Annotated in this window: 23 protein-coding genes; 17 read left to right on the top strand and 6 right to left on the bottom strand. The window is 70.8% G+C overall.

Going from position 1 to position 21351, the window contains the following annotated elements:
* Positions 1-203 precede the first annotated feature (203 nt).
* Complete coding sequence (locus tag AB0K60_RS28970; protein ID WP_364061930.1) at positions 204-749, top strand: type 1 glutamine amidotransferase domain-containing protein; 546 nt, start codon at positions 204-206, stop codon at positions 747-749.
* A gap of 154 nt (positions 750-903) precedes the next feature.
* Positions 904-1797 (top strand): sugar kinase, encoded by an 894-nt coding sequence (locus tag AB0K60_RS28965; protein ID WP_364061927.1) that lies wholly within the window; start codon positions 904-906, stop codon positions 1795-1797.
* Between the two features lie 30 nt (positions 1798-1827).
* Here AB0K60_RS28965 and AB0K60_RS28960 read toward each other — a convergent pair whose 3' ends face one another.
* Complete coding sequence (locus tag AB0K60_RS28960) at positions 1828-3042, bottom strand: homogentisate 1,2-dioxygenase (RefSeq protein ID WP_364061924.1); 1215 nt, start codon at positions 3040-3042, stop codon at positions 1828-1830.
* Positions 3043-3371: 329 nt separating this feature from the next.
* On the opposite strand from AB0K60_RS28960, the gene AB0K60_RS28955 reads away from it, so the two are divergent.
* The 3 genes from AB0K60_RS28955 (at position 3372) to AB0K60_RS28945 (ending at position 6738) form a co-directional block, all read left to right on the top strand.
* The gene (locus tag AB0K60_RS28955) at positions 3372-3905 is read left to right on the top strand and encodes a GNAT family protein (RefSeq protein WP_364061921.1); all 534 of its coding nucleotides are present in this window, start codon (positions 3372-3374) and stop codon (positions 3903-3905) included.
* Positions 3906-4120: 215 nt separating this feature from the next.
* A complete protein-coding gene (locus AB0K60_RS28950) occupies positions 4121-5182 on the top strand; it encodes a phosphotransferase (RefSeq protein WP_364061918.1) in 1062 nt (353 codons plus the stop codon).
* Positions 5182-6738 carry an amino acid permease gene (locus AB0K60_RS28945; protein ID WP_364061915.1) on the top strand — a complete coding sequence of 519 codons (1557 nt, stop codon included), beginning with the start codon at positions 5182-5184 and terminating at the stop codon, positions 6736-6738. Before AB0K60_RS28950 ends, AB0K60_RS28945 begins: the two co-directional genes overlap by 1 nt.
* 77 nt (positions 6739-6815) lie before the next feature.
* Here the strand turns inward: AB0K60_RS28945 and lipB are convergent, their stop codons facing one another.
* The 4 genes from lipB to AB0K60_RS28925 form a co-directional block, all read right to left on the bottom strand.
* Positions 6816-7463: a lipoyl(octanoyl) transferase LipB gene (lipB, locus tag AB0K60_RS28940; RefSeq protein WP_364061912.1), complete on the bottom strand. Its 648-nt coding sequence runs from the start codon at positions 7461-7463 to the stop codon at positions 6816-6818.
* Between the two features lie 140 nt (positions 7464-7603).
* Positions 7604-7912: a hypothetical protein gene (locus AB0K60_RS28935; protein WP_364061909.1), complete on the bottom strand. Its 309-nt coding sequence runs from the start codon at positions 7910-7912 to the stop codon at positions 7604-7606.
* Positions 7913-8023: 111 nt separating this feature from the next.
* Positions 8024-8242 (bottom strand): PspC domain-containing protein, encoded by a 219-nt coding sequence (locus AB0K60_RS28930; protein WP_364061906.1) that lies wholly within the window; start codon positions 8240-8242, stop codon positions 8024-8026.
* 58 nt (positions 8243-8300) lie between these two features.
* The gene (locus AB0K60_RS28925) at positions 8301-8828 is read right to left on the bottom strand and encodes an HAD domain-containing protein (RefSeq protein WP_364061903.1); all 528 of its coding nucleotides are present in this window, start codon (positions 8826-8828) and stop codon (positions 8301-8303) included.
* 354 nt (positions 8829-9182) lie between these two features.
* On the opposite strand from AB0K60_RS28925, the gene AB0K60_RS28920 reads away from it, so the two are divergent.
* The 12 genes from AB0K60_RS28920 to AB0K60_RS28865 all read left to right on the top strand — a co-directional run bounded on the left by AB0K60_RS28920 (position 9183) and on the right by AB0K60_RS28865 (position 21092).
* Positions 9183-9761, top strand: coding sequence for a hypothetical protein (locus tag AB0K60_RS28920; protein ID WP_364061900.1), 579 nt, complete (start codon positions 9183-9185; stop codon positions 9759-9761).
* A gap of 374 nt (positions 9762-10135) precedes the next feature.
* Entirely contained in the window at positions 10136-10960 is an 825-nt protein-coding gene (locus AB0K60_RS28915) for an undecaprenyl-diphosphate phosphatase (protein ID WP_364062275.1), read from the top strand.
* Between the two features lie 256 nt (positions 10961-11216).
* Positions 11217-11381, top strand: coding sequence for a hypothetical protein (locus AB0K60_RS28910; protein ID WP_364061897.1), 165 nt, complete (start codon positions 11217-11219; stop codon positions 11379-11381).
* A 152-nt stretch (positions 11382-11533) separates the two neighbouring features.
* Complete coding sequence (locus AB0K60_RS28905; protein ID WP_364061894.1) at positions 11534-12322, top strand: hypothetical protein; 789 nt, start codon at positions 11534-11536, stop codon at positions 12320-12322.
* A 487-nt stretch (positions 12323-12809) separates the two neighbouring features.
* Positions 12810-14315, top strand: coding sequence for a PepSY domain-containing protein (locus AB0K60_RS28900; RefSeq protein WP_364061891.1), 1506 nt, complete (start codon positions 12810-12812; stop codon positions 14313-14315).
* A gap of 275 nt (positions 14316-14590) precedes the next feature.
* Entirely contained in the window at positions 14591-15691 is a 1101-nt protein-coding gene (locus AB0K60_RS28895; RefSeq protein WP_364061888.1) for a 2-oxo acid dehydrogenase subunit E2, read from the top strand.
* A 169-nt stretch (positions 15692-15860) separates the two neighbouring features.
* Positions 15861-17081 (top strand): PAS domain S-box protein, encoded by a 1221-nt coding sequence (locus AB0K60_RS28890; RefSeq protein WP_364061885.1) that lies wholly within the window; start codon positions 15861-15863, stop codon positions 17079-17081.
* Positions 17078-17455, top strand: coding sequence for an STAS domain-containing protein (locus AB0K60_RS28885; RefSeq protein WP_364061882.1), 378 nt, complete (start codon positions 17078-17080; stop codon positions 17453-17455). Before AB0K60_RS28890 ends, AB0K60_RS28885 begins: the two co-directional genes overlap by 4 nt.
* Positions 17394-17861 (top strand): anti-sigma regulatory factor, encoded by a 468-nt coding sequence (locus tag AB0K60_RS28880; protein WP_364061879.1) that lies wholly within the window; start codon positions 17394-17396, stop codon positions 17859-17861. The genes AB0K60_RS28885 and AB0K60_RS28880 overlap by 62 nt, the downstream gene beginning before the upstream one ends.
* Positions 17862-18057: 196 nt before the next feature.
* Positions 18058-19113 (top strand): SpoIIE family protein phosphatase, encoded by a 1056-nt coding sequence (locus tag AB0K60_RS28875; RefSeq protein ID WP_364061876.1) that lies wholly within the window; start codon positions 18058-18060, stop codon positions 19111-19113.
* A 1-nt stretch (position 19114) separates the two neighbouring features.
* Positions 19115-20269, top strand: coding sequence for a PAS domain S-box protein (locus AB0K60_RS28870; RefSeq protein ID WP_364061873.1), 1155 nt, complete (start codon positions 19115-19117; stop codon positions 20267-20269).
* Between the two features lie 382 nt (positions 20270-20651).
* Complete coding sequence (locus tag AB0K60_RS28865; protein WP_364061870.1) at positions 20652-21092, top strand: Hsp20/alpha crystallin family protein; 441 nt, start codon at positions 20652-20654, stop codon at positions 21090-21092.
* 61 nt (positions 21093-21153) lie between these two features.
* Here the strand turns inward: AB0K60_RS28865 and AB0K60_RS28860 are convergent.
* A partial coding sequence (locus AB0K60_RS28860; RefSeq protein ID WP_364061867.1) for an ATP-binding protein occupies positions 21154-21351 on the bottom strand: 198 nt, incomplete at its 5' end.

Below are 21351 nucleotides of genomic sequence, written 5' to 3'. Positions count from 1 at the left end.
TTCCGGCCGCGCCCTTCTCCGCGGCGGGCCCGTACGCCGTCACGATGGCGTGCCGGGCGGGCGCATACATCGCCCCCGGCCGGGCAGGCGGGGCTGTCGGTACGGCCCACGCCTCGGGGCGCTCGCGGCACCGCCAATGCCGTGGCCCGTCGGTGGCTCCGCGGGTGGTGGGCCCGCGCGCACGAAGTTGAGAAGGGGGAATCATGCTTGAAGGCAAGACGATAGCGTTTCTCGTCGCCCCGGAGGGCGTCGAGGAGGTCGAGCTGACCGAGCCGTGGCAGGCGGTGCGGAACGCCGGAGGCACACCCCGGCTGATCTCCACCCGCCCCGGCGAGATCCAGGCGTTCAACCACCTGGACAAGGGGGACCGCTTCCCGGTCGACGGCGTCGTCGGCCAGGTGGCCGCCCGGGACTTCGCCGGGCTCGTGCTGCCGGGCGGCGTGGCCAACCCGGACTACCTGCGGACGCGGCCCGAGGCCGTGCGGTTCGTGCAGGACTTCTTCCAGGCCGGCAAGCCGGTCGCCGCGATCTGCCACGCGCCGTGGACGCTGATCGAGGCCGACGTGGTGCGCGGCCGTACCCTGACGTCCTGGCCCAGCCTGCGGACCGACCTGCGCAACGCGGGCGCGACCTGGCAGGACGAGGAGGTCGTCGTCTGCGACGCCACCCCCGCCACGCTGGTCACCAGCCGCCGGCCCGACGATCTGAAGGCGTTCTGCCAGGCCGCCGTGGACGCCTTCGCCGCTTGACGTGACCGACCGTGCGGGCCTGGGGTGGATGCGGACCATCCCGGGCCCGATTAACGGTCGGTGATCCGATGCCCCTTGTTTGTAGGCGATGTAGCTGATCTGTCATGCTTTCCGAGCGGAGGCGACGGCCTCCGGTGGGCTACGGAAGAGCGTCATGACAGAGGTCTTCACCCTCGGAGAGGCACTCGGCGTCGTCTCCGCCGACCGGCTCCGTCACGACCTGACCGCCCGCCTGGACATCGCGGGCCCCGAACTCACCACGGCGATCGGGCTCACCAGGCTCGGGCATGCGACGACCTGGCTGGGGCGGGTCGGCGACGACGAGATCGGCGCACGCGTGCTGACCGTGCTGCGCGGCGAGGGCGTGGACGTCTCCCACGTCCGCGTGGAGAGCGACGCGGACAGCGGGATGATCCTGCGGCAGCGCCGCATCGGCCGCTCGCGGCACGTCATCCACTACCGGTACGGCTCGGCCGGATCGCGGCTTTCCACCGGCGACGTGCCCGCCGACCCGATCAGGGCCGCCCGGGTCCTGCACGTCACCGGCATCACGGCGGCGCTGAGCGGCACCGCGTGGAGCGCCGTGCACCACGCCATCAAGATCGCCGCGGACGCCGGGGTGACGGTGTCCGTGGACGTCGCGCACCGTCCGGCGCTGTGGCCCGACCCCCGCGAGGCGAGGGAGGCGCTGACCGAGCTGGCGCACTCCGCCGACGTGCTGTTCGTCAACGCCGACGAGCTGCAGCTCATTCAGGACGCGATTGGAACGATCCGAGAGCTCGTGGTGACCAGGGGAGGCAAGGGGGCGAGCGCGACGGTCGCCGGCATGCGGTACGACGCCTCGGCGGCCCCCGTCACGGTCGTGGATCCCGGGGGCGCGGGGGCGTCCTTCGTCGCCGGCTATCTCAGCGCCCTGCTCGAAGGACTCCATCCCGCCGCCCGGCTGCGCCGGGGGGCCGCGCTCGCCGCGTACACGGTCTCCAGCCCCAGCCACTGGCAGGGCCTGCCCACCCGCGACGAGCTGCCGCCCGCCACCGTGAGCGCGTAAGCGCGTGCGCGTGCGCCGGGCGCGGGCTCCTCAGTCGCCCGTCGCCCCGCTCGGCCCCCGACCGGCCCACGTCCACGCGTAGCCGGGGTCCTCGCACGCCCCGGCGGCCTCGCCGAGTTCGAGCGGGCGGAAGGTGTCCACCATGACCGCCAGCTCGTCGAAGAACTCGATGCCGGCGCTGCGCTCGTACGCGGTCGGCAGAGGGCCGTGCGCGTAGCCGCCCGGGTGCAGCGAGATCGACCCCAGCCCGATGCCCGAGCCCTTGCGGGCCTCGTAGTCGCCGCCGCAGTAGAACATCACCTCGTCGCTGTCCACGTTGGAGTGGTAGTAGGGGACGGGGATGGCCTGCGGGTGGTAGTCGACCTTGCGCGGCACGAAGTTGCACACCACGAAGTTGTCGCCCTCGAACACCTGGTGCACCGGCGGCGGCTGGTGGACGCGGCCGGTGATCGGCTCGAAGTCGGCGACGTTGAACGTGTACGGATACAGGCAGCCGTCCCAGCCCACCACGTCGAAGGGGTGGTGCGGGTAGACGTACCGGGTGCCGGTGATCGTGCCGCCGCGTCCCCGATGCTTGACGAGGACCTCGACGTCGGCGCCGTCGGCGAGCAGCGGCTCGGCCGGTCCGTGCAGGTCGCGCTCGCAGTACGGGGCGTGTTCGAGGAACTGGCCGTACCGGGAGAGGTAACGCCGGGCGGGGCCGATGTGGCTGTTCGCCTCGATGACGTACGCCCGCACCGGTTCGCCGCCCGCGGGCAGCCAGCGGTGGGTGGTGGCGCGCGGGAGGATGACGTAGTCGCCTTGTCGTACGGACAGGGCGCCGAAGACGGTCTCCACGGTCGCCTCGCCGGACTCGACGTAGACGCACTCGTCGCCGAGGGCGTTGCGGTACAGCGGCGACGGCTCGCCCGCGACGACGTACGAGATGCGGACGTCCGCGTTGCCGAGCACCATGCGCCGCCCGGTCACGACGTCGTGCCGCTTGGCGTCCTCGACGGGGAACAGGGCGTGCAGCCGCAGGTGCCGGGGCCGCAGCGGGTGGTTCGGCTCGGTGTCGGCGTTCGGCGGCTGCCATGCGGTCGCGTCCACGATCGCGGACGGCGGGTGCCGGTGGTAGAGCAACGAGGAGTCGGAGCTGAAGCCCTCCTCGCCCATCAGCTCCTCGTAGTAGAGGCCCCCGTCGGGGCGGTGGTGCCGGGTGTGGCGCTTCGGCGGGACGTCACCGAGCAGGCGGTAGTACGCCATGATCATCTCCTCGGTCGTGTTCGGACCACGGGAAGGGCCTCGCGCTCCTCCGCGTCGTTGCATACCCGCGCGTCGGCGCGTACCCGTGCGTCCGCGGCCGGAGTCTTCGGCGGCTGGCTCATGTGACCGGATCCGCCCGTCGGTTCGCCCGTACGGCTGTGCCGCCACGCTGGGCAAACGCGTGATCGCGGCGGCCGGATGGCGAAGATCGTTCACAATCGGTCCGGCCAAAGCCAGCGAAGAGGCTAGATCGCCACACGTTCGCCCATAACATCGCCACAATCTCAATCGCAACGATCTCAAACCTGAGGGCGACCTGGAGGTTACCTGTGGATGACAGGCTGGTGTTCCGGGCATTCCAGGAATTCGATCTCCCCTTTCTGGATCGGCTGTCCACCGATCCGGAGGCGCTCGGGGCGTTCGAATGGCCCGGATTCATGGACGTACGCGCCCGGCGCAAACGGTGGGAGCGCGACGGCTACATCAGCCCGGAGTCGAGCGCGCTGGCCGTGGTGCTGTCCGACGGCACCGTGGCCGGCATCGCCACCTGGCAGGAGCGCAACCGGGGCGGCCCGCCGGGGGTGTGCTACGAGATCGGGCTGGCGCTGCTGCCGGAATATCGCGGAAAGGGCCTGGGTACGGCGGCGCAGCGCTGGCTGGTCGATCATCTGTTCCGGTTCACCACGGCGCACCGGCTGGAGGCGATGACCGACGCGGCGAACGTCGCCGAGCAGAAGGTGCTGGAACGCATCGGGTTCAAGCGCGAGGGCGTGTTGCGCGGCGCCGTCTTCCACAACGGCACCTGGCGCGACGAGGTGATCTACGGATTGCTCCGCGAGGAGGCCGCCGACCACCTGGCCTGACGCCGACGGCATCGCCCGGCTACGACGATCGACCGGGGGCCATCGGGGGCTATCGGGGGACCATTGGGGCACTGGGACCGGCCGTCGAGGCCGGCCGTGGGGATCGACATTGGGATCGCATGTCGCGGGGACGTATCGCTATCGCCATCTCGATGTAACACTAAAGCCCAAAAATCGGATCAATGGTCTGAAGGTAGACCAAAAGGGAGTCGGGCATGCCAGATGCGCTCACCGACGCACTGGGGATGGTCACGACGTGGGCCGGGTGCGAGGTCGGGCACACCGTGCTCAAAGGCGGGCTCAGCCACTACATCGCGCGGATCGACTCGGTCAAGGGGGAGCAGTGGGTGCTGCGCGTCCTCGACCCGCGGATCGCGGAGGCCGGGCTCGGCATCCCTTTGGAGCAGGAGATCGCCAACACGGTACGGGCGGCCGAGGCGGGGGTCGGGGCGCGGGTGCTGTGCGAGATGCCGGGCGCGCTGCTGCTGGAGTACATCGACGGGCGCACGCTCGACGCCGCGGCGGTCCGCGATCCGGCCCTCACGCCCGCCATCGCCGAGGCCTGCCGGACGCTTCACCGTGGCCCGCGCTTCGTCAACGACTTCTCGATCTTCCGCAAGCTCGACGAGTTGCTGGCGCTGTGCCGCCGCCACGACCTGGCGATTCCCGCCGGGTACACCGACTGCCTGCCGGTCGTCGCGGAGATCGAGGCCGCGCTCGCGGAGCGGCCGGGGCCGACGGTGCCCTGCCACAACGACCTGCTCGCCGAGAACTTCCTGCTCGCCGACGGGCGGGTGCGGATCGTCGACTACCAGCTCTCGGGGAACAACGACCCGGGGTTCGAGCTGGGTGACATCGCGGCCGAGGCGGACTACGACCCCGACCAGGTCGCCCGGCTGGTCCGCGCCTACCTGGACGACCCGGCGCCGGTGGTGGGGCAGGTGGACCCCGCCGAGTTCATCGCCCGCGTACGGCTCTACCTCATCGCGTCCAACATCACGTGGACGTTGTGGTTCGCCATCTACCACGGGCTGGTGCGACGCATGCCCGCGCCGACGGGTGTACGGCCCGAAGCGGCCACGGGCCTGGATGGCGCCGATAGGGCCGCTGGGGCCGCCGCGGGGGCGCAGGCCGGCGAGCCGGTGGACTTCGACTACGAGGCGGAGGCCGCCGATAAATTCGGCCAGGCCGTACGAGATCTGAACGATCCGGACTTCGGGCGGCTCATCGACGCCGTCCGGACGCACCACCCCCCGGCCACACGCAAGGAGGCTTGATGATGGCCAAGCCCGCTCCCACGCCAGATTCCACCGACGAGGACGCCCGACGACTCGCCCAACTCGGCTACCGGCAAGAACTCGCCCGCACCTGGAGCGGGTTCTCCAACTTCGCGATCTCGTTCTCCATCATCTCGATCCTGGCGGGCTGCTTCACCACCTTCGGCCAGGCCTGGAACAACGGCGGCCCGATCGCGATCTCGTGGGGCTGGCCGCTCATCTCGATCTTCATTCTGATCATCGGCTTCTGCATGTCCGAGCTGGTGTCGGCGTATCCGACGGCGGGCGGCATCTACTGGTGGGCGGCGAAGCTGGGCAGGCCCGTCCACGGATGGTTCACCGGCTGGCTCAACCTGATCGGCCTCATCGGCGTGACGGCGTCGGTGGACTACGGCTGCGCCACCTTCATGAACATCACGATCAACCGGTTCGTGCCGGGCTTCGAGATCTCGCTGCTCAACACGTTCATCCTGTTCGCGATCATCCTCATCCTGCACGGGCTGATCAACATCTACAGCCACCGGCTGATCTCGATCCTGCAGAATGTCTCGGTGTGGTGGCACGTCTTCGGCGCGGCGGTGGTCGTGCTGATTCTGATCTTCGGGCCGGAGCAGCACCAGTCCTTCTCCTTCGTGTTCACCGAGCGGATCAACAACTCCGGGTTCTCCGACTCGGCGTACTGGTTCTACGTGCTGCCGCTGGGCTTCCTGCTCACCCAGTACACGATCACCGGCTTCGATGCGTGCGCGCACGTGTCGGAGGAGACCCAGGGCGCGGCGAGGAGCGCGGCCCGCGGCCTCTGGCAGTCGATCTTCTACTCGGCGATCGGCGGCTGGATCCTGCTGCTCGCCTTCCTGTTCGCGGCCACGGACGTGGAGGCGATCAACAAGGCGGGGGGTTTCGTCGGGGCGATCTTCGACACCGCGCTGTCCCCGACGATGGCGACCGTGATCTTCGGCATCTCCACGATCGGGCAGTTCTTCTGCGGCATGAGCTGCGTGACGTCGATGTCCCGGATGACGTACGCGTTCTCCCGTGACGGCGCCATCCCCGGCTGGCGGCTCTGGTCGAAGGTGGACCGGAACCGGACCCCGGTCAACGCGATCGTGTTCGGCTGCACCTGGGCGCTGATCATCACCCTGCCGGCGCTGTGGGCGGCGCCCGGCGGGGCGCCGCTGGCGTTCTACGCGGTCGTGTCGGTCGCGGTCATCGGCCTCTACCTGGCGTTCCTCATTCCGATCTGGCTGCGGCTGCGGATGGGCGACCGGTTCGAGCCGGGGCCGTGGACGCTCGGCTCGAAGTACAAGGCGCTGTGCTGGATCGCGGTCATCGAGATCGCCGTGGTCTGCGTGTACTTCATCATGCCGCTGGTGCCCGCGGCCGTGCCGTTCAGCTCGGACTTCACCTGGACGGCGGTCAACTACGCGCCGATCGTGGTGGGCGCGGTGATGCTCGGGGTCATCCTTTGGTGGGTGGCGTCGGCGCGGCACTGGTTCACCGGGCCCCGCCGTACCATCGACGAGCCGGACGGCCTCGACCCGAAGTCCCTGGTCTGAGGCATCACCTTCGAACGGGTCCGGGGACGCACGCCTCCCCGGGCCCGCTCGGCCTCGGCCTCGTATCCACGAGCGCCCTACGACGCGGCCTCGAACGCGTCGGCCACCGCCTCGCGGACGGCCTTCATGTCCGGGGCCGCGTCGCCGAGCTCGCGGGCGATCGAGGTCATGTCGACGTCGGGCATGCCGCACGGCACCGCGTACGTCCACGGTGTCAGGTCGCCGTCCACGTTGAGGGCGAAGCCGTGGCTGGTGACGCCCCGGCCGGCCCGCATGCCGATCGAGACGATCTTGCGCCCGGTGTCGCGGGTCCACACCCCGGTGAGCAGCTCCGAGCCCTCGGGGGTCTCGCGGCGCTCGGCGGCGACGCCCAGCTTCTCCAGCGCGGCGACCATGCGCAGCTCGACCTCGCGGATGTAGTCGACCACGCCCTCGCCCGGATCCAGCTTGATGATCAGGTAGCCGACGAGCTGCCCGGGGCCGTGGTAGGTGAGCTGGCCGCCCCGCCCGGTGCGCACCACCGGGATGCCGAAGGCGGGGGAGGGCAGGTGCTCGGGCCGGGTGCGGGCGCCGACGGTGTAGACGGGATGGTGGCTGAGCAGCCAGAGCGTGTCGGGGATTTCGTCCTGCTGACGGGCCTTGACGAGCTCCGTCATGCGCTGCATGGCCTGCTCGTACTCGACGAGGTCGTCATCCTGGATCAGGTTCAGACGGCGTTCGCGCACGGTACCGCTCCTTCCGGACTCGGCCCAACCGGGGCCGGTCTCCGTATCAGAAGACTAAACGAGCGTGCGACCGCGCGAACCGGGGGTCCGGCGGGACCGGCGGCGTCCGCCCCCACGGGCGCGGCCGGTGCCGTGGTTCCTCACGCGGCGCGGCGGTAGATCAGGGCGGTGCCCTGCAGGACCACCTCGCCGTTCTGGTTGGTGACGGTGGCGGCGATACGGCTGATCGGCTTGCCCTCGCGGGCCGCCAGCACCCGGGCCTCCGCGGTGATCTCGTCGCCGGGCCGTACGGGGGCGCACACGCTCCAGTCCACCTTCAGGAACTCGCCGCCCGCCGCGGGCATCTCCTCCGCGACCAACGCGCCGAGCAGGCCCGCGGCGGCGATCTCCTGCGCCGCGTCCCCCGTGGTCACCTTTGTGGTACGGCGGAAACCGTCTCCCTCACGCATCGTCGTGCTCCCCGTTGATTCGCCTGCCAGGGATAAGCGAACTCCGTACCGCGCGAACGTTCCACGTCTTTGTACGGGTTCCGCGGCGAATGTTCTCCGGCTCTTGTTTCGCTAGCTCTTGTATCCGTACGGCGAGTGCTGGGGGTACTGAGGAAGCGGGCGCTTCGGCAGGATAAGCCACAGGATCGGGTAAATGATCAGTTGCGAGCCCGGAATCACGATCATGGTGACGACGAACAGAATCCGCACCACGGTCGGTGACCATCCGAGGCTCTCCGCGATACCCCCGCACACGCCGCCCAGGATCTTGTACTCGCGCGACCTATGCATCTTGCGCCCCTTTCTCCCCGTTTTGGGCTATGCATTAGGTGCAACGAACGGGAATTGCTCAGCGTTCCAGCATTGGGTCCCCGCCCTCGGCGGCGAGCCGGGACAGCCACGTGCGGGCCTGGTCGAGGTGCTCGTCGGTGAGCCCGCGGTCCCGATCGACCCCGACGAGCAGGAAATCGCCGACATCCGGATGTTCCCGCAGGTACGACACGTCGAGCGGCCCCACCGCGTCGTCGAACCACACGAAGGGCCGGTTCTTGACGAAGGCGGCCACGTGCGGGGTCTTGAACATCACGCCGCGGCTCGCGAACACGTCGCCGCCGAGTTCGACCACGGGCAGGCGGGGCAGCCCGACGCGGGGGCCGATCCACTGGTTGGCCAGATGTTCCCAGGTCGTCGCCCACGCCAGCTCCGCCCCCGTCTCCTCGGCGAGCGCGAGCAGCGCGGCACCGTGCCGCCGGTTGAGGAAGACGGTGTAGACCACGTCCTCCACGGTGACGTCGTATCGCCGGAAGCCGTGCTCGTGCCTGCCCAGGGGATTGAGGACGCCGTCGACGTCCAGCAGTAGCAGGGGCCGTTCTTCCATGCAGAACATGCTCACTCACGGTCGGGTTCCGCGTCCCGGAATTCAGGGGGTTCACAGGGACGCCAGTGACGGATGTCAAGCGAGGTCCCCTTTGACCAAAGATACGGCACCAACGCGAGCGTCCCGTGTCGAGGCTCATTTCACGGCGGCGCGAGCGCGCCCGTGATGATCCGGAACCGCCCCTCATCCGAGCCCTGACGCGCCCCCGAGACGCCCCCCTAACGCCCCCCTAACGCCCCCGGAACGCACGCTCGGCGTACCCCGATATCACCCCGGAAACAACGTGCGGACGTGGGATTTCGCCCGCTTGGGGGAGTCATATGTTGGTAGCCCCTGCCCCAGATGGAGTAACCGATGGAATTGGCCGCGCTTCAAGCGCAGCAGCGCCTGCTCGTCCGCCAGAAGATCACCCTGATGGTGAACCGCTACGTCGTACACGTCGAGGAGGCCGACGGCTCGGAGGGGCCGATGGTCGCCTTCGTCGAACAGAAGCGGCTGGCGTTCAAGGAGCAGGTCACCCTCTACACCGACGAGTCGCGCGGGCAGGTGCTCGCCGGCTTCAAGGCGCGCAAGGTGATCGACCTGGGCAGCGGCTACGACGTGGTGGACGACGCCGGGCAGCCGATCGGCTATTTCAAGAAGGATTTCCGCGCGTCCCTGCTGCGCTCCACCTGGCACCTGCAGCAGCCCGGTCTGCCCACCATCACCGGGCGTGAGCGCAACTTCGCGGTGAGCCTGGTGCGCCGGTTCATCGACGAGCTGTCGTGGCTGCCCTACCACTTCGACTTCGGGGTGGGCGCGCATTTGGCCTTCTCCGTGGAACGCAAGTGGAGCATTCGCGATCGTTACACGGTGACCATCAACGATCCGCGCCTCGACCGCCGCCTCGTCATCGCGATGGCCATCGCGCTGGACGCGCTCCAGTCGCGATGATCCCGGTCCGCGCCTCGGGCGGATGAAGGCGCGCCCGAGGCGCGGCGATCGTCGCGTTCCCGGTCCCGAGGGGGCGGACGGCTCAGGCGACGGGCAGGGGGTGGGCCGCCGCAGGGCGCCGGATTCCCATGCGCCACCTCCCCGCCATGTCGGCGTGATCATGTAGTGCGGCAGCCGGTGCGCGCGTACGGCCGATCTCCGCTAACCTCACCTGAGCGGAAGAGCCTCGCCCGGGTGTCGCGCCGGGGCGGGCGTGCGGTGAAGACCGCCGTGACGCGGTGCGCTCTGTCCGCAAGCACACGCATGGCCGCGAGCCGCTCACGTCCCCCCGACGAGGTTCTCGCGGTCCCGTTTCCGGAAGGTGTCGAGGCGTGATCGGCTGGTTCGAGGGATTGGTGCTGGGGCTGGTGCAGGGGCTCACGGAGTTCCTGCCGATCTCGTCCAGCGCGCACATCCGCGTGGTGTCGGCCTTCCTCGGCTGGGACGACCCCGGCGCGGCCTTCACCGCCGTGACGCAGCTCGGCACCGAGTCCGCGGTGCTGATCTACTTCCGCAAGGACATCATCAACATCATCTCCACCTGGATGCGCTCGCTGTGGACGCCGAAGCTGCGCACCGACCCGGCCGCCCGCATGGGCTGGTACGTGATCGCGGGCAGCATCCCGATCGGCGTGCTCGGCGTGACGTTCAAGGACACGATCGAGACCTCGCTGCGCGACCTGCGCCTGGTCGGCACCAGCCTGATCGTGTTCGGCCTGCTCCTGGCCGTGGCCGACCGCGTGGCCCGCAACGAGCTCACCCTGAGCCGGGACCTCGGCCTGCCGCACGCGCTGGGGTACGGCCTGGCCCAGTCCCTCGCGCTGATCCCCGGAGTCTCCCGCTCCGGCGGCACGATCAGCGGCGGCCTGCTCCTCGGCTACCGGCGCGAGGAGGCCGCCCGCTACTCGTTCCTGCTGGCGATCCCCGCCGTGCTGATGTCCGGCCTGTTCGAACTGCGGGAGATCGGCGGCGACCAGAGCCCCGCCTGGGGCCCCACCATCCTCGCCACCGTCATCGCCTTCGGCGTCGGCTATGCGGCGATCGCCTGGTTCCTGAAGTACATCAGCACCCACCGCTTCACGCCGTTCGTGGTCTACCGCGTCATCGTGGGCATCCTGATCATCGGCGCGGTCTCCTTCGGCCTCATCCCCGCCATCTGAGCCCCCGGGCCGCCGCCGACGGTGCGTAGCGGACTCCGCCACCCAAATGTCGGATTACGGCAACAAAGCAATGACTCTCCTATTACCATCTGATAACGGGGAGACCGCGGGGGCTCTCCCCACGGCCCGGCTTCCGGCGCGACCTCGCCCGTCGTCTTGGACGTGCCGCGTCTCCCGTACGGCGGGGCGTACCTGGGCGGCGCGATGACACGGGGACCTGCACCGGTCGCTGGGCGGTTGCGGCGAGAAGGACTTCATGACGGCCGGCGTCGGCGGCCGGCACGTCTACGTGTCCCCCGAACACGGTGTGGTCATCGCCAAGTCGATCATCACGTCCCCGCGCGGCCGGGTGGACAAGGCCGAGGCGCTGACCGTCTTCCGCGCGGTGGCCGCCGAGGTGGCCCGTACGCGCGTCGGGTGACCTGGCGTCTTCTCGCGGCGATTTCCTCGGATCTTTCTTGAGTCGGGATGAACCTTCGCCGCGCGGGTGCCGTATCACCGTTTGTGGACGGTCCCGACCCGGCAACTTCCGCAGACACGTCTCCTGGGCGTGACGCGGAGCGTCGTCGGCCGGTGCTCCGGCGGCCGACGCCGCCGGAGCGGTCCGGCACGGGCGTCGCGCGGGGGGATCGGCCGGCATACCGGGCGGTGCGGGCCGGGGTGAAGGACTCCTCCGGGCGCTCGGCGGGCTCTTCGCGGGCCCGCTGGGGGCCGCATACGTCCGCGAACGCCTTTCCGGGGACGCCGCAGGTCGGGCAGTCCTTGTTCCGGCTGCTGCGGGCCGGGCTGTTCGCGGTGGTGTGCGTGGCCGTGTCGCTGGCCGTGCACATGCTCGCCGGCGGCGGTTCCACCGTACGGCCCGGCGTGCTCGCCGCGACGGTCGCGTTGACCGCCGTGGGGGCGTTCGCGCTCGCCGGGCGGCAGCGGGGCTTCGGCGCGTTGCTGATCGCCTGTTTCGCCGCGCAGTACGGCATGCATCGGGTCTTCAGCCTGGCGGCCATCGAACCGGCTGCGGCCCTGTCGCACGATATGTCCGGCATGTCCGGCGCTGTGGAACTATCCGGGCATCAACACGGCGGCGGGCTCTGGCAGGATGTCGTGATGCTGGCGCTGCACGCGATGACCGCCATTGTGTCGGCGTGGTGGCTGGAGCGTGAGGAACGCGCCCTCGCCACGATGCTGCACCTGCTCGCCGTCTCGGCGTCCGGGCTGTGGGCCCGGCTCTCGCCGTCGCCGTCTCCCGTGGCCGTACCCGAATTCGTCCGGCTCCCCGTCTACGGACGGCCGGATACGGCCACGGTGCGCCTGCTGGCCGCCACCGTCTGGCGTCGCGGCCCGCCCCTCGGGCATCCCGTTTCCTGATCGAGCGCCCGACCTCGTGACATCGGCTCTCCGGTGCGGGGTCGGTCCCGCGCTCGCCCATGGGCCGCGCCCGCCTCGGCGCGCGGCCGATCCCGTCACGCCTTGATCAGCGGGTTGACCTCCGCCGCCGGGACAGGCCATGTCGCACGGGCCGCCTTCGCTGTCGCGATCGTCGGCTGTTTGCAATGACATCGCGCCCATAGCGGCGTCGAACCGGGCGATAGCGCCTGGCCAGGATCGTCGGCTTTGGCACGCTGACCGCCGCCGACGGCAGACGGACCGCCCCGGCCGCTTTGCCGTACGAGCCGGTCGGCGAACCGGGCACGCCCCGCGTCACCGGCGAGCGGTGCCCGAGGACGAAACCCTCAGCACGCCTAAAACCGGGCAAGCACCGCGCGGCATCAAGCCCGCGGATCACCGGCGTGACGGCCCCCGCACAACACATGCGTCCACCGACGCGTGCCTCAGCCGGAAACGGAGCCCTTCCATGACGACCACCACCGAAACCACGGACAGCCCATCCACCGAGCCGTCCACCCAGGCACCGCCCGCACGCGACACCGGTTCCCAGCGCTACCGGGCCGTCTGGCGCTGGCACTTCTACGCCGGACTGCTGGTGGCCCCCATCGTGCTCATCCTCGCCATCACCGGCTCGATCTACCTGTTCAAGGACCCTTTCGAGGCGTGGCGCTACAGCGACGTACAGACCCTGTCCGCCCCCGTGACCTCCCCCCGTCCCCTCTCCGAGCAGATCGCCGCCGCACAGGCCACCCGGCCGGGCGTTCTGGTCAAATCGGTGATCCCGCCGTCGGCGCCCGACCGCACCACCCGGGTGATCCTGGAGGGCGCCGAGTCCGGCCCGTACGCGGAGGGCATCTCGGTGTACGTGAACCCGGGCACCGCCAAGGTGATCGGCGAGATCGACGACTCGGCGACGTTCATGCGCGTCGTCCGCACCATCCACGGTGAACTGCTCGCCGGAACGGTGGGCGACCGCATCGTGGAGACCGCCGCCTGCTGGGCCCTCATCCTCACCGCGACCGGCGTCTACCTGTGGTGGCGCGGCCCCGCCCGCAAACGCACGCCCCGCCCCGCCCCTCGATCCGGCACCGCCCGCACCGGCCGCGTGGCGAGGTCCCGGCTGCGCCGCGTGCACGCGCTCACCGGCGTCTTCTCCGGCGCCATCGTCGTCTTCCTGATCATGACGGGCCTGCCCTGGTCCGGCGTCTGGGGCGACAACCTGCAGAAGGTCCAGACCGCCACCGGCTCCACCTCGCCCGACTCCGCCGCCTTCGCCCGCGAGTCCACCGTCCCCGCGAAGCTGTCCGGCGAGCTGTCCGACAACCCGGACGCCAAGGTCCCGTGGGCCGCCGAGCGCCTGCCGGTGCCCGAGTCGAACGACGGCGGTCACGCCGGCCACCATGCCGCCTCCGGCGGTCTCCAGCCGGGCGCGCTGCCCGTGGAGCAGGCCGTGGCCGCCGGGCGCGCCGCCGTCGGCCCGTGCGCCCCGCCCGACTGCACCATCAAGATCATGCTGCCCGACGGTCCCAAGGGCGTCTACACCGTCGTCAAGGAGTCGCGCGTCGATCCCGCCGCGGGCCGTACCGTGCACATCGACCAGTACAGCGGCCGGGCGCTCGTCTCCTTCGGCTGGGAGGAGTACGGCCTGATGGCCAAGGCGGTCGAGCAGGGCATCGCGCTGCACGAGGGCCGCCGCTACGGCGTCGTCAACCTGATCGTCATGCTCGCCGCCTGCCTGTCCCTGATCGCCCTCGTCATCACCGGCGCCTGGATGTGGTGGAAGCGCCGCCCCACCGGCCGCGTCGGCGCCCCCGCCCGCCCGACCGACCGCCGCACCACGCTCGGCGTGATCGCCATCATGGCGGTGCTCGGCCTGCTCTTCCCCCTCGCCGGCATCACCATGCTCGCCTTCCTCCTCCTCGACCTCCTGGTGCTCCGCCGCATCCCGGCCCTCCGCCGCGCCTTCGGCTGACGGCCGGCCCCTCGCCCAGCGGCGCCGACGCCGGAAGGCCGCGCCCGGCCCAGCGGCAGCACTGCCGGGCCGGGCGTACGGCGAGGCGTCGGCGTGGGCGCACGCCGGTGCGCGGGATCGCGAGACGGACGGGCGGGGCCGCGTACGGCCGTGCCCTCGGGGTACAGGCATTGCCCTCGGGGTACAGGCATTTCGGCGGGTCGGGCACGGGCGGAAGGCCCTGCGAGGGGTCTCACACGGCGGAATACCGTCGAAGGAGAGGGTGGGGTGCGCCCATGCCCAAGCAGTTGTCGAGCTGGCGCAAGCTGGCCGCCGCGGCCTGGTCGGCCCCGAGCGATCCGCAGTTCTACGGCGAGATGGACATCGACGCGGCCGCGCTGCTGTCCTACGTCGAGCGGACCCGGGAGGCGACGGGCATCCGGCTGACGGTGACCCACCTCGTCGGCCGGGCTGTCGCCCATGCGATGACCGTCGTGCCCGAAATACGGGTGCGGGCGGTGCCCGGCGGCCGGTTCCGCGAACGGGAGAGCGTGGACGTCTTCTTCATCGTCAACGTCGACGGCGGCAGGGAACTGTCCGGGGTGAAGGTGACGGACGTGGACCGCAAGACCGCCGCGCAGGTCGCCGAGGAACTCCAGGCCCGCCGCACGGCGATCCACGCGGGCGACGACAGCGACCTGGCCAGGGGGAAGGCGCTGCTGACCCGGCTGCCGTCGGTGCCGCTGCGGCTCGCGCTCAGGTTCGCGTCCTGGCTGACCTCGGACCTCAACCTGGATCTCGGCCGCTTCGGCATGCCGCGGCAGGCGTTCGGCGGCGCGATGGTGACCTCCGTCGGCATGTGGGGCGTACAGCGTGCCTACTCGCCGCTCGCGCCGTACTATCGCGTCCCGGTGCTGGTGCTCGTCGGCGCGGTGCACCAGCGGCCGGTGGCCGTCGCCGGTGAGGTGGTCGTACGCCCGATGCTCACCCTCACCGCGACCTTCGACCATCGCTACATCGACGGCTACCACGCGGCCAGGTTCGCCGACGCCGTACGCGACTACTGCGCCGACCCCACGCGGCACGAGCCCGCCCTGGCCGACCCGGAACCCGAACCCGGGCGGCGGCCTGGACCTCGGCCCGAACGGAGGCCCAAACAGAGCCCCGATCAAGGCCTCGAACCGAGCCCTGAACCGAGCCCCGAACCGAGCCCCGAACCAAGACCTGGGCAGGCGCGGAAACGGCGGCGCGGCCAGGACCCCGAACCGGCGCACGAGCCCGACGGCGACGGCCGACGCCGGAACAACGCGGCCCGAGGAGCCGCACGACGGCCCGGCCGCGCGGAGCCGAGCGCGCCCAAGAACCCGGCCCCGACCAAGAACCCCGGCGAAACCTGAGCGCCCCGGCGGAGCGGGTCCCTCACGCTCAGAAGGCGGATGGTGACGAGAGTGGCGCTTGGGTACGATCTGACACACCCAGCGGAAGTTAAACATTTCCCCAAAAGGGCCTGACGGCCCGTCCGGAGAATGACGAGTCAGGGCGCTGGGCGGAACAGGAGGCCTGGGCATGGCGGCATCGCCCGTCGGTGAGCGGGACCCGGAGACTCGCCTCCGGGAACTGGAGGCGATGCTTGACGCGATCGCCGACTACGCGTTCGTCAAACTGAACGCGGACGGCGAGGTCGTCGACTGGAGCCGCGGCGCCGAGACCCTGCTCGGCTACCCGGCCGACGAGATCGTGGGACGCCCGCTATCGATCTTCTACGCCGAGGAGGACCAGGCGGCCGGGCTGCCGGCCAGCGACCTGGCGAAGGCGGCGGAGACCGGCCGCGCCGAGATCGAGGGCTGGCGGGTCCGCAAGGACGGCCGCCGCTTCCGGGCGAACACGGTGCTCGCCCAAATCAGCGACGACTCCGGCGAGCCGACCGGTTTCGGCGTCGCGATCAGGGACGTCACCGAGAGCCACGCCGCCGAGGCGATGTTCCGCGGCCTGCTGGAGACGGCCCCCGACGCCGTGGTGATCGTCGAGTCCGACGGCCGGATCCTGCTCGTGAACCGGCAGACCGAGGTGATGTTCGGCTACGACCGCGACGAGCTGATCGGCGAGTCGGTCGAGATCCTCGTCCCCGAGCGCTTCCGCCCCCGACACAACGCCTACCGCGACGGCTACATCATCTCCCCGCAGACCCGCCCCATGGGCATCGGGCTCGAGCTGTACGGCAGGCGCCGCGACGGCACCGAGTTCCCGGTGGAGATCAGCCTGGGCCCGCTGGAGAGCGACCGCGGCACCCTGGTGTCGGCCGCGATCCGCGACGTCACCGAGCGCCGCGAGCAGGAGCTCCGCCTGCAACGCCAGCGCGACGAGATCATGGAGCTGTCCACCCCGGTCATCCAGGTGTGGGACAAGGTGCTGGCGTTGCCGATCATCGGCACCCTCGACTCGCTGCGTGCCGCCCGGCTGACCGAGGGCCTGCTGGAAAAGATCGCCGAAAACCAGGCCGAGGTCATCATCCTGGACATCAGCGGCGTGCCCACGATCGACACCCAGGTCGCCCAGCACCTGCTCAAGACCGTGCAGGCGGCCACCCTGATGGGCGCGGCGAGCATCCTCAGCGGCGTCCGTCCGGAGACCGCCCAGGCCATGGTCCACCTGGGCATCGACCTCGGCCGGCTACGCAGCCGCAACACGCTGCGCGACGCGCTCCAGCTCGCGCTGCGGATCGTGGCGGACCGGGCCGGGGCCGCCCAGGCCGCCGCCGACACCCTCATGGGGCAGCGGCGGCCATGAACGAGATCTACCCGATCATGAGGATCGGGGACACGCTCCTGATCAGCCTGCAGGGCGAGCTCGACGACGCCACCGTCTTACGCATCGAGGACCAGCTCGCCAAGGAGGTGGCCCGCACCGGGGCCACCGGCACGCTCATCGACGTCAGCGGTCTGATGATCGTCGACTCGTTCATCGCCCGGGTGCTCACCCGAGTCGTCGGGATGATCCAACTGCTCGGCTCGTACGCGGTGATCGTCGGCATTCAGCCGGCGGTCGCGATCACGCTGGTGGAGCTGGGCGTCCCGATGGGCCATCTGCACACCGCGCTCAATGCCGAGCAGGGCATGGCGCTGCTGGGCCGGCTGCGTGACGATGGCGGCCGAGCTTACTGACGCCGAGGCGGTGGTCCTCACCGTCTCCGCCGAGTCCGACATGATCCTCGTACGCCAGGTGCTGCGCACAGTGGCCCAACGCGTCGGCCTCGGCCTCGTCGACCAAACGAAGATCATCACCGCGGGCAGCGAACTCGCCCGCAACATCCTCACCTACGCCACCGGCTCACGTGGCACGGTCCGCATCGAGGAGGTGCGGAACCGAGGCAGGCGAGGCGTGAAGGCCACCTTCAGCGACGACGGCCCCGGCATCCCCGACATCGACCAGGCCCTCACCGACGGCTTCAGCACCAACCGCAGCCTCGGCCTCGGCCTCCCCGGCGCAAAACGCCTCTGCGACGAAATGACGATCACCTCCGCCGCCGGATCCGGCACAACGGTGACGGTCGTCAAGTGGGCGCGTTGAGCGTGGGCAGGTCCGTCGTCGGGGGCCGTGGGTGGTGGGATGCGGGTTTTGATCCTGCGTGTCGATGTGGCGGTTGCGGTAGCCGAGCGGGCACGCCGCCCGTGAGGCGGTCCGCCGCCGTCGGGGGCGAGCGGGGGAGCCGGATCGCGATGAGGATCGGCGGCGCGGCGGCGGGTGGCGTCGAGTGGGGGAGTTGATGGTCGAGGCGGTTCATCGCCGTCACGATGTGCGGGCGGAGGAGGATGTCGGCGCGTTGCGCCGGGCGGTCGCCTCGATGGCCGGTCGAGTGCCCGGGCTGCGGCTCGGCGAGCCGGAGCTGGCGGCCACCGAGCTGGCCACGAACCTCCTGCGGCACACCACCGGCGGCGGCTACGTGCTGTGCCGTGAGGCCGACGGGGGCATCGAACTGGTCGCCGTCGACCACGGGCCCGGCATGCGGCCGGGCGGCGTGCCGCCCTGGGCGATCGCACGCGGCGGCGACGCGCCCCTGCCCCGGTCCGGCGGCGGTGGAGGGCTCGGCGTCGGCCTGGCCGGGGTGCGCAGGCTGTCCTCGGTCTTCGACTGCTACGCCTCCCCCCATGGCAGCGTGGTCCTCGCCCGGGTGGGCTCCGCCGTACCCCCGGCGGACGCGTCCTGGCGGTGGGGCGGGGTGAACGTCCCGCGCGGCGGAACCGGCGAATCCGGCGACGCCTGGGCCGTGTCGCCCGGCCCCCGGCTGGGCGCCCTCGTCGTCGACGGCCTCGGCCACGGCCCGGCGGCGGCGGAGGCGGCCCGCGCGGCCGTGACCGAGTTCGGCCGCGGGTATCTGACCGACATCGAGGCGTTCGTACGGCGAGCCAACGAGGCCATGCGCGGCACCCGCGGCGGCGTGCTCGGCGTCTGCCTCATCGAGCAGGGACGAGACGAGCTGACCTTCGCGGGCGTCGGCAACATCACCGGCCGGGTGATCGTCGGCGGCGTGAGCGAGCGTCTGCTGGGCCGCGGCGGCACCCTCGGCACCCAGGCGTACCTGCCCTCCGCCCACCCCACCACGCACCGCTGGGTACCGGGAGCCGCCCTCGTGCTCGCCTCGGACGGAATCACCAGCCGCTGGGACCCGCTCGCCTACCCGAACCTGCTGCGCCGCCACCCGACGGTTGTCGCGGCCACGCTGGAGCGAGACCATGGTCGTGGCACGGATGACGCGACCGTGCTTGTCGTCCAGGACACGCGGGCACAGGATAAGGCGGGCGGGATTGACAGGGAGCGGTGACGTGAAGCGCGCAGACCATCCCGAACTCGCCGAGGTGCTCGAAGCGCTCGCCCGGCGGGAGTCCGAGCTCGATGCCGACCGGCGGACGATCGCCGCGCTCAACGCCGAGCTGGAGGAGACCAACCGCGGCCTGATCGCGCTCCACGCCGAGCTGGAGGAGGCCCGGCAGGCGGAGGCCAGGCTGGCCGCGATCGTGCAGTCCTCCGACGACGCGATCTTCGCCCTCAGCCCGCACGGCGTGATCCAGACCTGGAACCCGGCCGCCGAGCGTCTGTTCGGCCACCGCGAGCGGGACGTCGTCGGGCGGCCCGTGGACGTGCTGGTCCCCGAGGAGTCGCACGGCATGTTCGGCGGGGCGCTGGAACTGGTCCGCGACGGCGACCGGGCGGGCCACTACGACGGCCGCCTCGTCCGCGCGGACGGCTCCCTGGTCGATGTGGCCGTGACCGTCTCGGCGATGCGCGACGTCGACGGCGCGCTCACCGGCTTCTCCGCCGTGGCCCGCGACATCACCGAGCGCCTGCGCATGGAGGCGGAGCTGGCCGCCGCCCGCGCCGACCGCGAGGTGATGGCCGACCGCGAGCGCATCGCCCGCGACCTGCACGACATGGTGATCCAGCGGGTGTTCGCCGCCGGCCTCGCGCTGCAGGCGACTGCGGGCATGGCCAAGAACCCCAGGGTGACCGCACGGCTGCACGACGTCGTGGGCGAACTCGACGCCACGATCCGCGAGCTGCGTACCGCGATCTTCGATCTGCACACCGCCCCGCAGGAGACGGTCAGCCTGCGGGCGCAGATCCTCAAACTCACCGCGGACGCGGCCGAGAACCTCGGCTACGCGCCGAACGTGAGCTTCGACGGGCCGATCGACAGCACCGTGTCGGAGGAGATCGGCGTCCACCTGCTGGCGGTCGTCCGCGAGGCGCTGTCCAACATCGCCAAGCACGCCCAGGCCACGGCCGCCGCGGTGACGCTGAGCACCGGCGACGAGGTGGTCCTTGAGGTGCTCGACAACGGGCGCGGCGTGGGCGCGACCACCCGCAGCAGCGGCCTGGGCAACATGCGCGAGCGCGCCAAGTCCCTCGGCGGCACCTTCGAGATCGCCGACCGCCCGGACGGCGGCACCCGCTTGGAGTGGCGGGTCCCCCTGACCTGAGCCCGTCGCCGACGCGGCCTCGTGCCCGCTTCCGCACCCCGCGTACGTCGGCGAGGCCGCCGGCGGCCCCCCGAGGCGAGGGCCGTTGCCCGTCGCCGTTGCGCCGCGCGTTACCACCATCATCCAGGCCACCCGCGCCGCCACCGACGGGCTGTGCCGGTCGACCAGATGCAACGCCAGGCGACGCCGTTAGGCACTCGCCTGGTTTGTGGTCAAGTCGGCTATTTCGGGTCCGCCGGTCTTGGCGCATGTGCCGCGTTGCACAGGCAGGTCAGCCTGGCCGTGTCACGGCTTGCCCAGCCTCGTTCATGGAGGTAACATACAACTGAACTTAGATGTTTCCTCTAGGTAGAGTGAGTGGAACGTCCGAGGAGGATCGGAGATGTTGCTGACGACCATCGACCCGTTCGTCCAGGAGTTCGAGCGCCAGTTCGACCGGCTGACCCGGCAGGCCTTCGGGTACGCCCTGGGCAACGGCGGCGTGATGCCGATGGACGGCATCCGGCGCAAGGATGACGTGATCCTGTACTTCGACCTGCCCGGCATCGACCCCGACTCGATCGAGGTGACCGTGGACCGCGGCGTCCTCAGCGTCAGCGCCCACCGTGAGGAGGACTACGCCGAGGACGACCGGGCGTTCGTCCGCGAGCGCGTCATGGGGAACTTCACCCGGCGCGTCTACCTGCCCGAGCACCTTGACAGCGAGCACATCGACGCCGGTTACGCCAACGGCGTGCTCACCGTCCGCATCCCCGTCTTGGAGAAGGCGAGGCCGCGGAAGGTCGAGATCCAGCGGGCCGACAGCAAGGCGCTCAACGCCTGAGCGGCGAGAAGCGGGAAGGGGGCCGGTGCCCACCCACACCGGCCCCCTTCCGCCGTTCATGTCACGCCCCGGCCGCCCCGGCCGCCTCGTCCAGCTCGGCCAGATCGTCCAGGGTGAGTCCGGCGAACCCGGCCAACTCGGTCGGCTCCGAGGGGAAAGGCTGTTCGGTCCAGATGCATTTGCCGTCGGGGGTGTAGCGGGTGCCCCAGCGTTGGGCGATGGCGGCGATGAGCTGGAGGCCGCGTCCGCCCTCGTCGGT

Origin of the sequence: Thermopolyspora sp. NPDC052614 (assembly GCF_040678635.1) — a bacterium.
Lineage (GTDB): Bacteria > Actinomycetota > Actinomycetes > Streptosporangiales > Streptosporangiaceae > Thermopolyspora.
Note: the sequence above shows the minus strand (reverse complement) of the source record. Positions and strands in the feature narration are given on the sequence as shown.

Excerpts from the sequence above, each read along its gene's own strand:
- AB0K60_RS28970 (WP_364061930.1), top strand. The coding sequence starts at position 204 with ATGCTTGAAGGCAAGACGATAGCGTTTCTCGTCGCCCCGGAGGGCGTC.
- AB0K60_RS28965 (WP_364061927.1), top strand. The coding sequence starts at position 904 with ATGACAGAGGTCTTCACCCTCGGAGAGGCACTCGGCGTCGTCTCCGCC.
- AB0K60_RS28960 (WP_364061924.1), bottom strand. The coding sequence starts at position 3,042 with ATGGCGTACTACCGCCTGCTCGGTGACGTCCCGCCGAAGCGCCACACC.
- AB0K60_RS28950 (WP_364061918.1), top strand. The coding sequence starts at position 4,121 with ATGCCAGATGCGCTCACCGACGCACTGGGGATGGTCACGACGTGGGCC.
- AB0K60_RS28945 (WP_364061915.1), top strand. The coding sequence starts at position 5,182 with ATGATGGCCAAGCCCGCTCCCACGCCAGATTCCACCGACGAGGACGCC.
- AB0K60_RS28935 (WP_364061909.1), bottom strand. The coding sequence starts at position 7,912 with ATGCGTGAGGGAGACGGTTTCCGCCGTACCACAAAGGTGACCACGGGG.
- AB0K60_RS28930 (WP_364061906.1), bottom strand. The coding sequence starts at position 8,242 with ATGCATAGGTCGCGCGAGTACAAGATCCTGGGCGGCGTGTGCGGGGGT.
- AB0K60_RS28925 (WP_364061903.1), bottom strand. The coding sequence starts at position 8,828 with ATGGAAGAACGGCCCCTGCTACTGCTGGACGTCGACGGCGTCCTCAAT.
- AB0K60_RS28920 (WP_364061900.1), top strand. The coding sequence starts at position 9,183 with ATGGAATTGGCCGCGCTTCAAGCGCAGCAGCGCCTGCTCGTCCGCCAG.
- AB0K60_RS28910 (WP_364061897.1), top strand. The coding sequence starts at position 11,217 with ATGACGGCCGGCGTCGGCGGCCGGCACGTCTACGTGTCCCCCGAACAC.
- AB0K60_RS28900 (WP_364061891.1), top strand. The coding sequence starts at position 12,810 with ATGACGACCACCACCGAAACCACGGACAGCCCATCCACCGAGCCGTCC.
- AB0K60_RS28895 (WP_364061888.1), top strand. The coding sequence starts at position 14,591 with ATGCCCAAGCAGTTGTCGAGCTGGCGCAAGCTGGCCGCCGCGGCCTGG.
- AB0K60_RS28890 (WP_364061885.1), top strand. The coding sequence starts at position 15,861 with ATGGCGGCATCGCCCGTCGGTGAGCGGGACCCGGAGACTCGCCTCCGG.
- AB0K60_RS28885 (WP_364061882.1), top strand. The coding sequence starts at position 17,078 with ATGAACGAGATCTACCCGATCATGAGGATCGGGGACACGCTCCTGATC.
- AB0K60_RS28880 (WP_364061879.1), top strand. The coding sequence starts at position 17,394 with ATGCCGAGCAGGGCATGGCGCTGCTGGGCCGGCTGCGTGACGATGGCG.
- AB0K60_RS28875 (WP_364061876.1), top strand. The coding sequence starts at position 18,058 with ATGGTCGAGGCGGTTCATCGCCGTCACGATGTGCGGGCGGAGGAGGAT.
- AB0K60_RS28865 (WP_364061870.1), top strand. The coding sequence starts at position 20,652 with ATGTTGCTGACGACCATCGACCCGTTCGTCCAGGAGTTCGAGCGCCAG.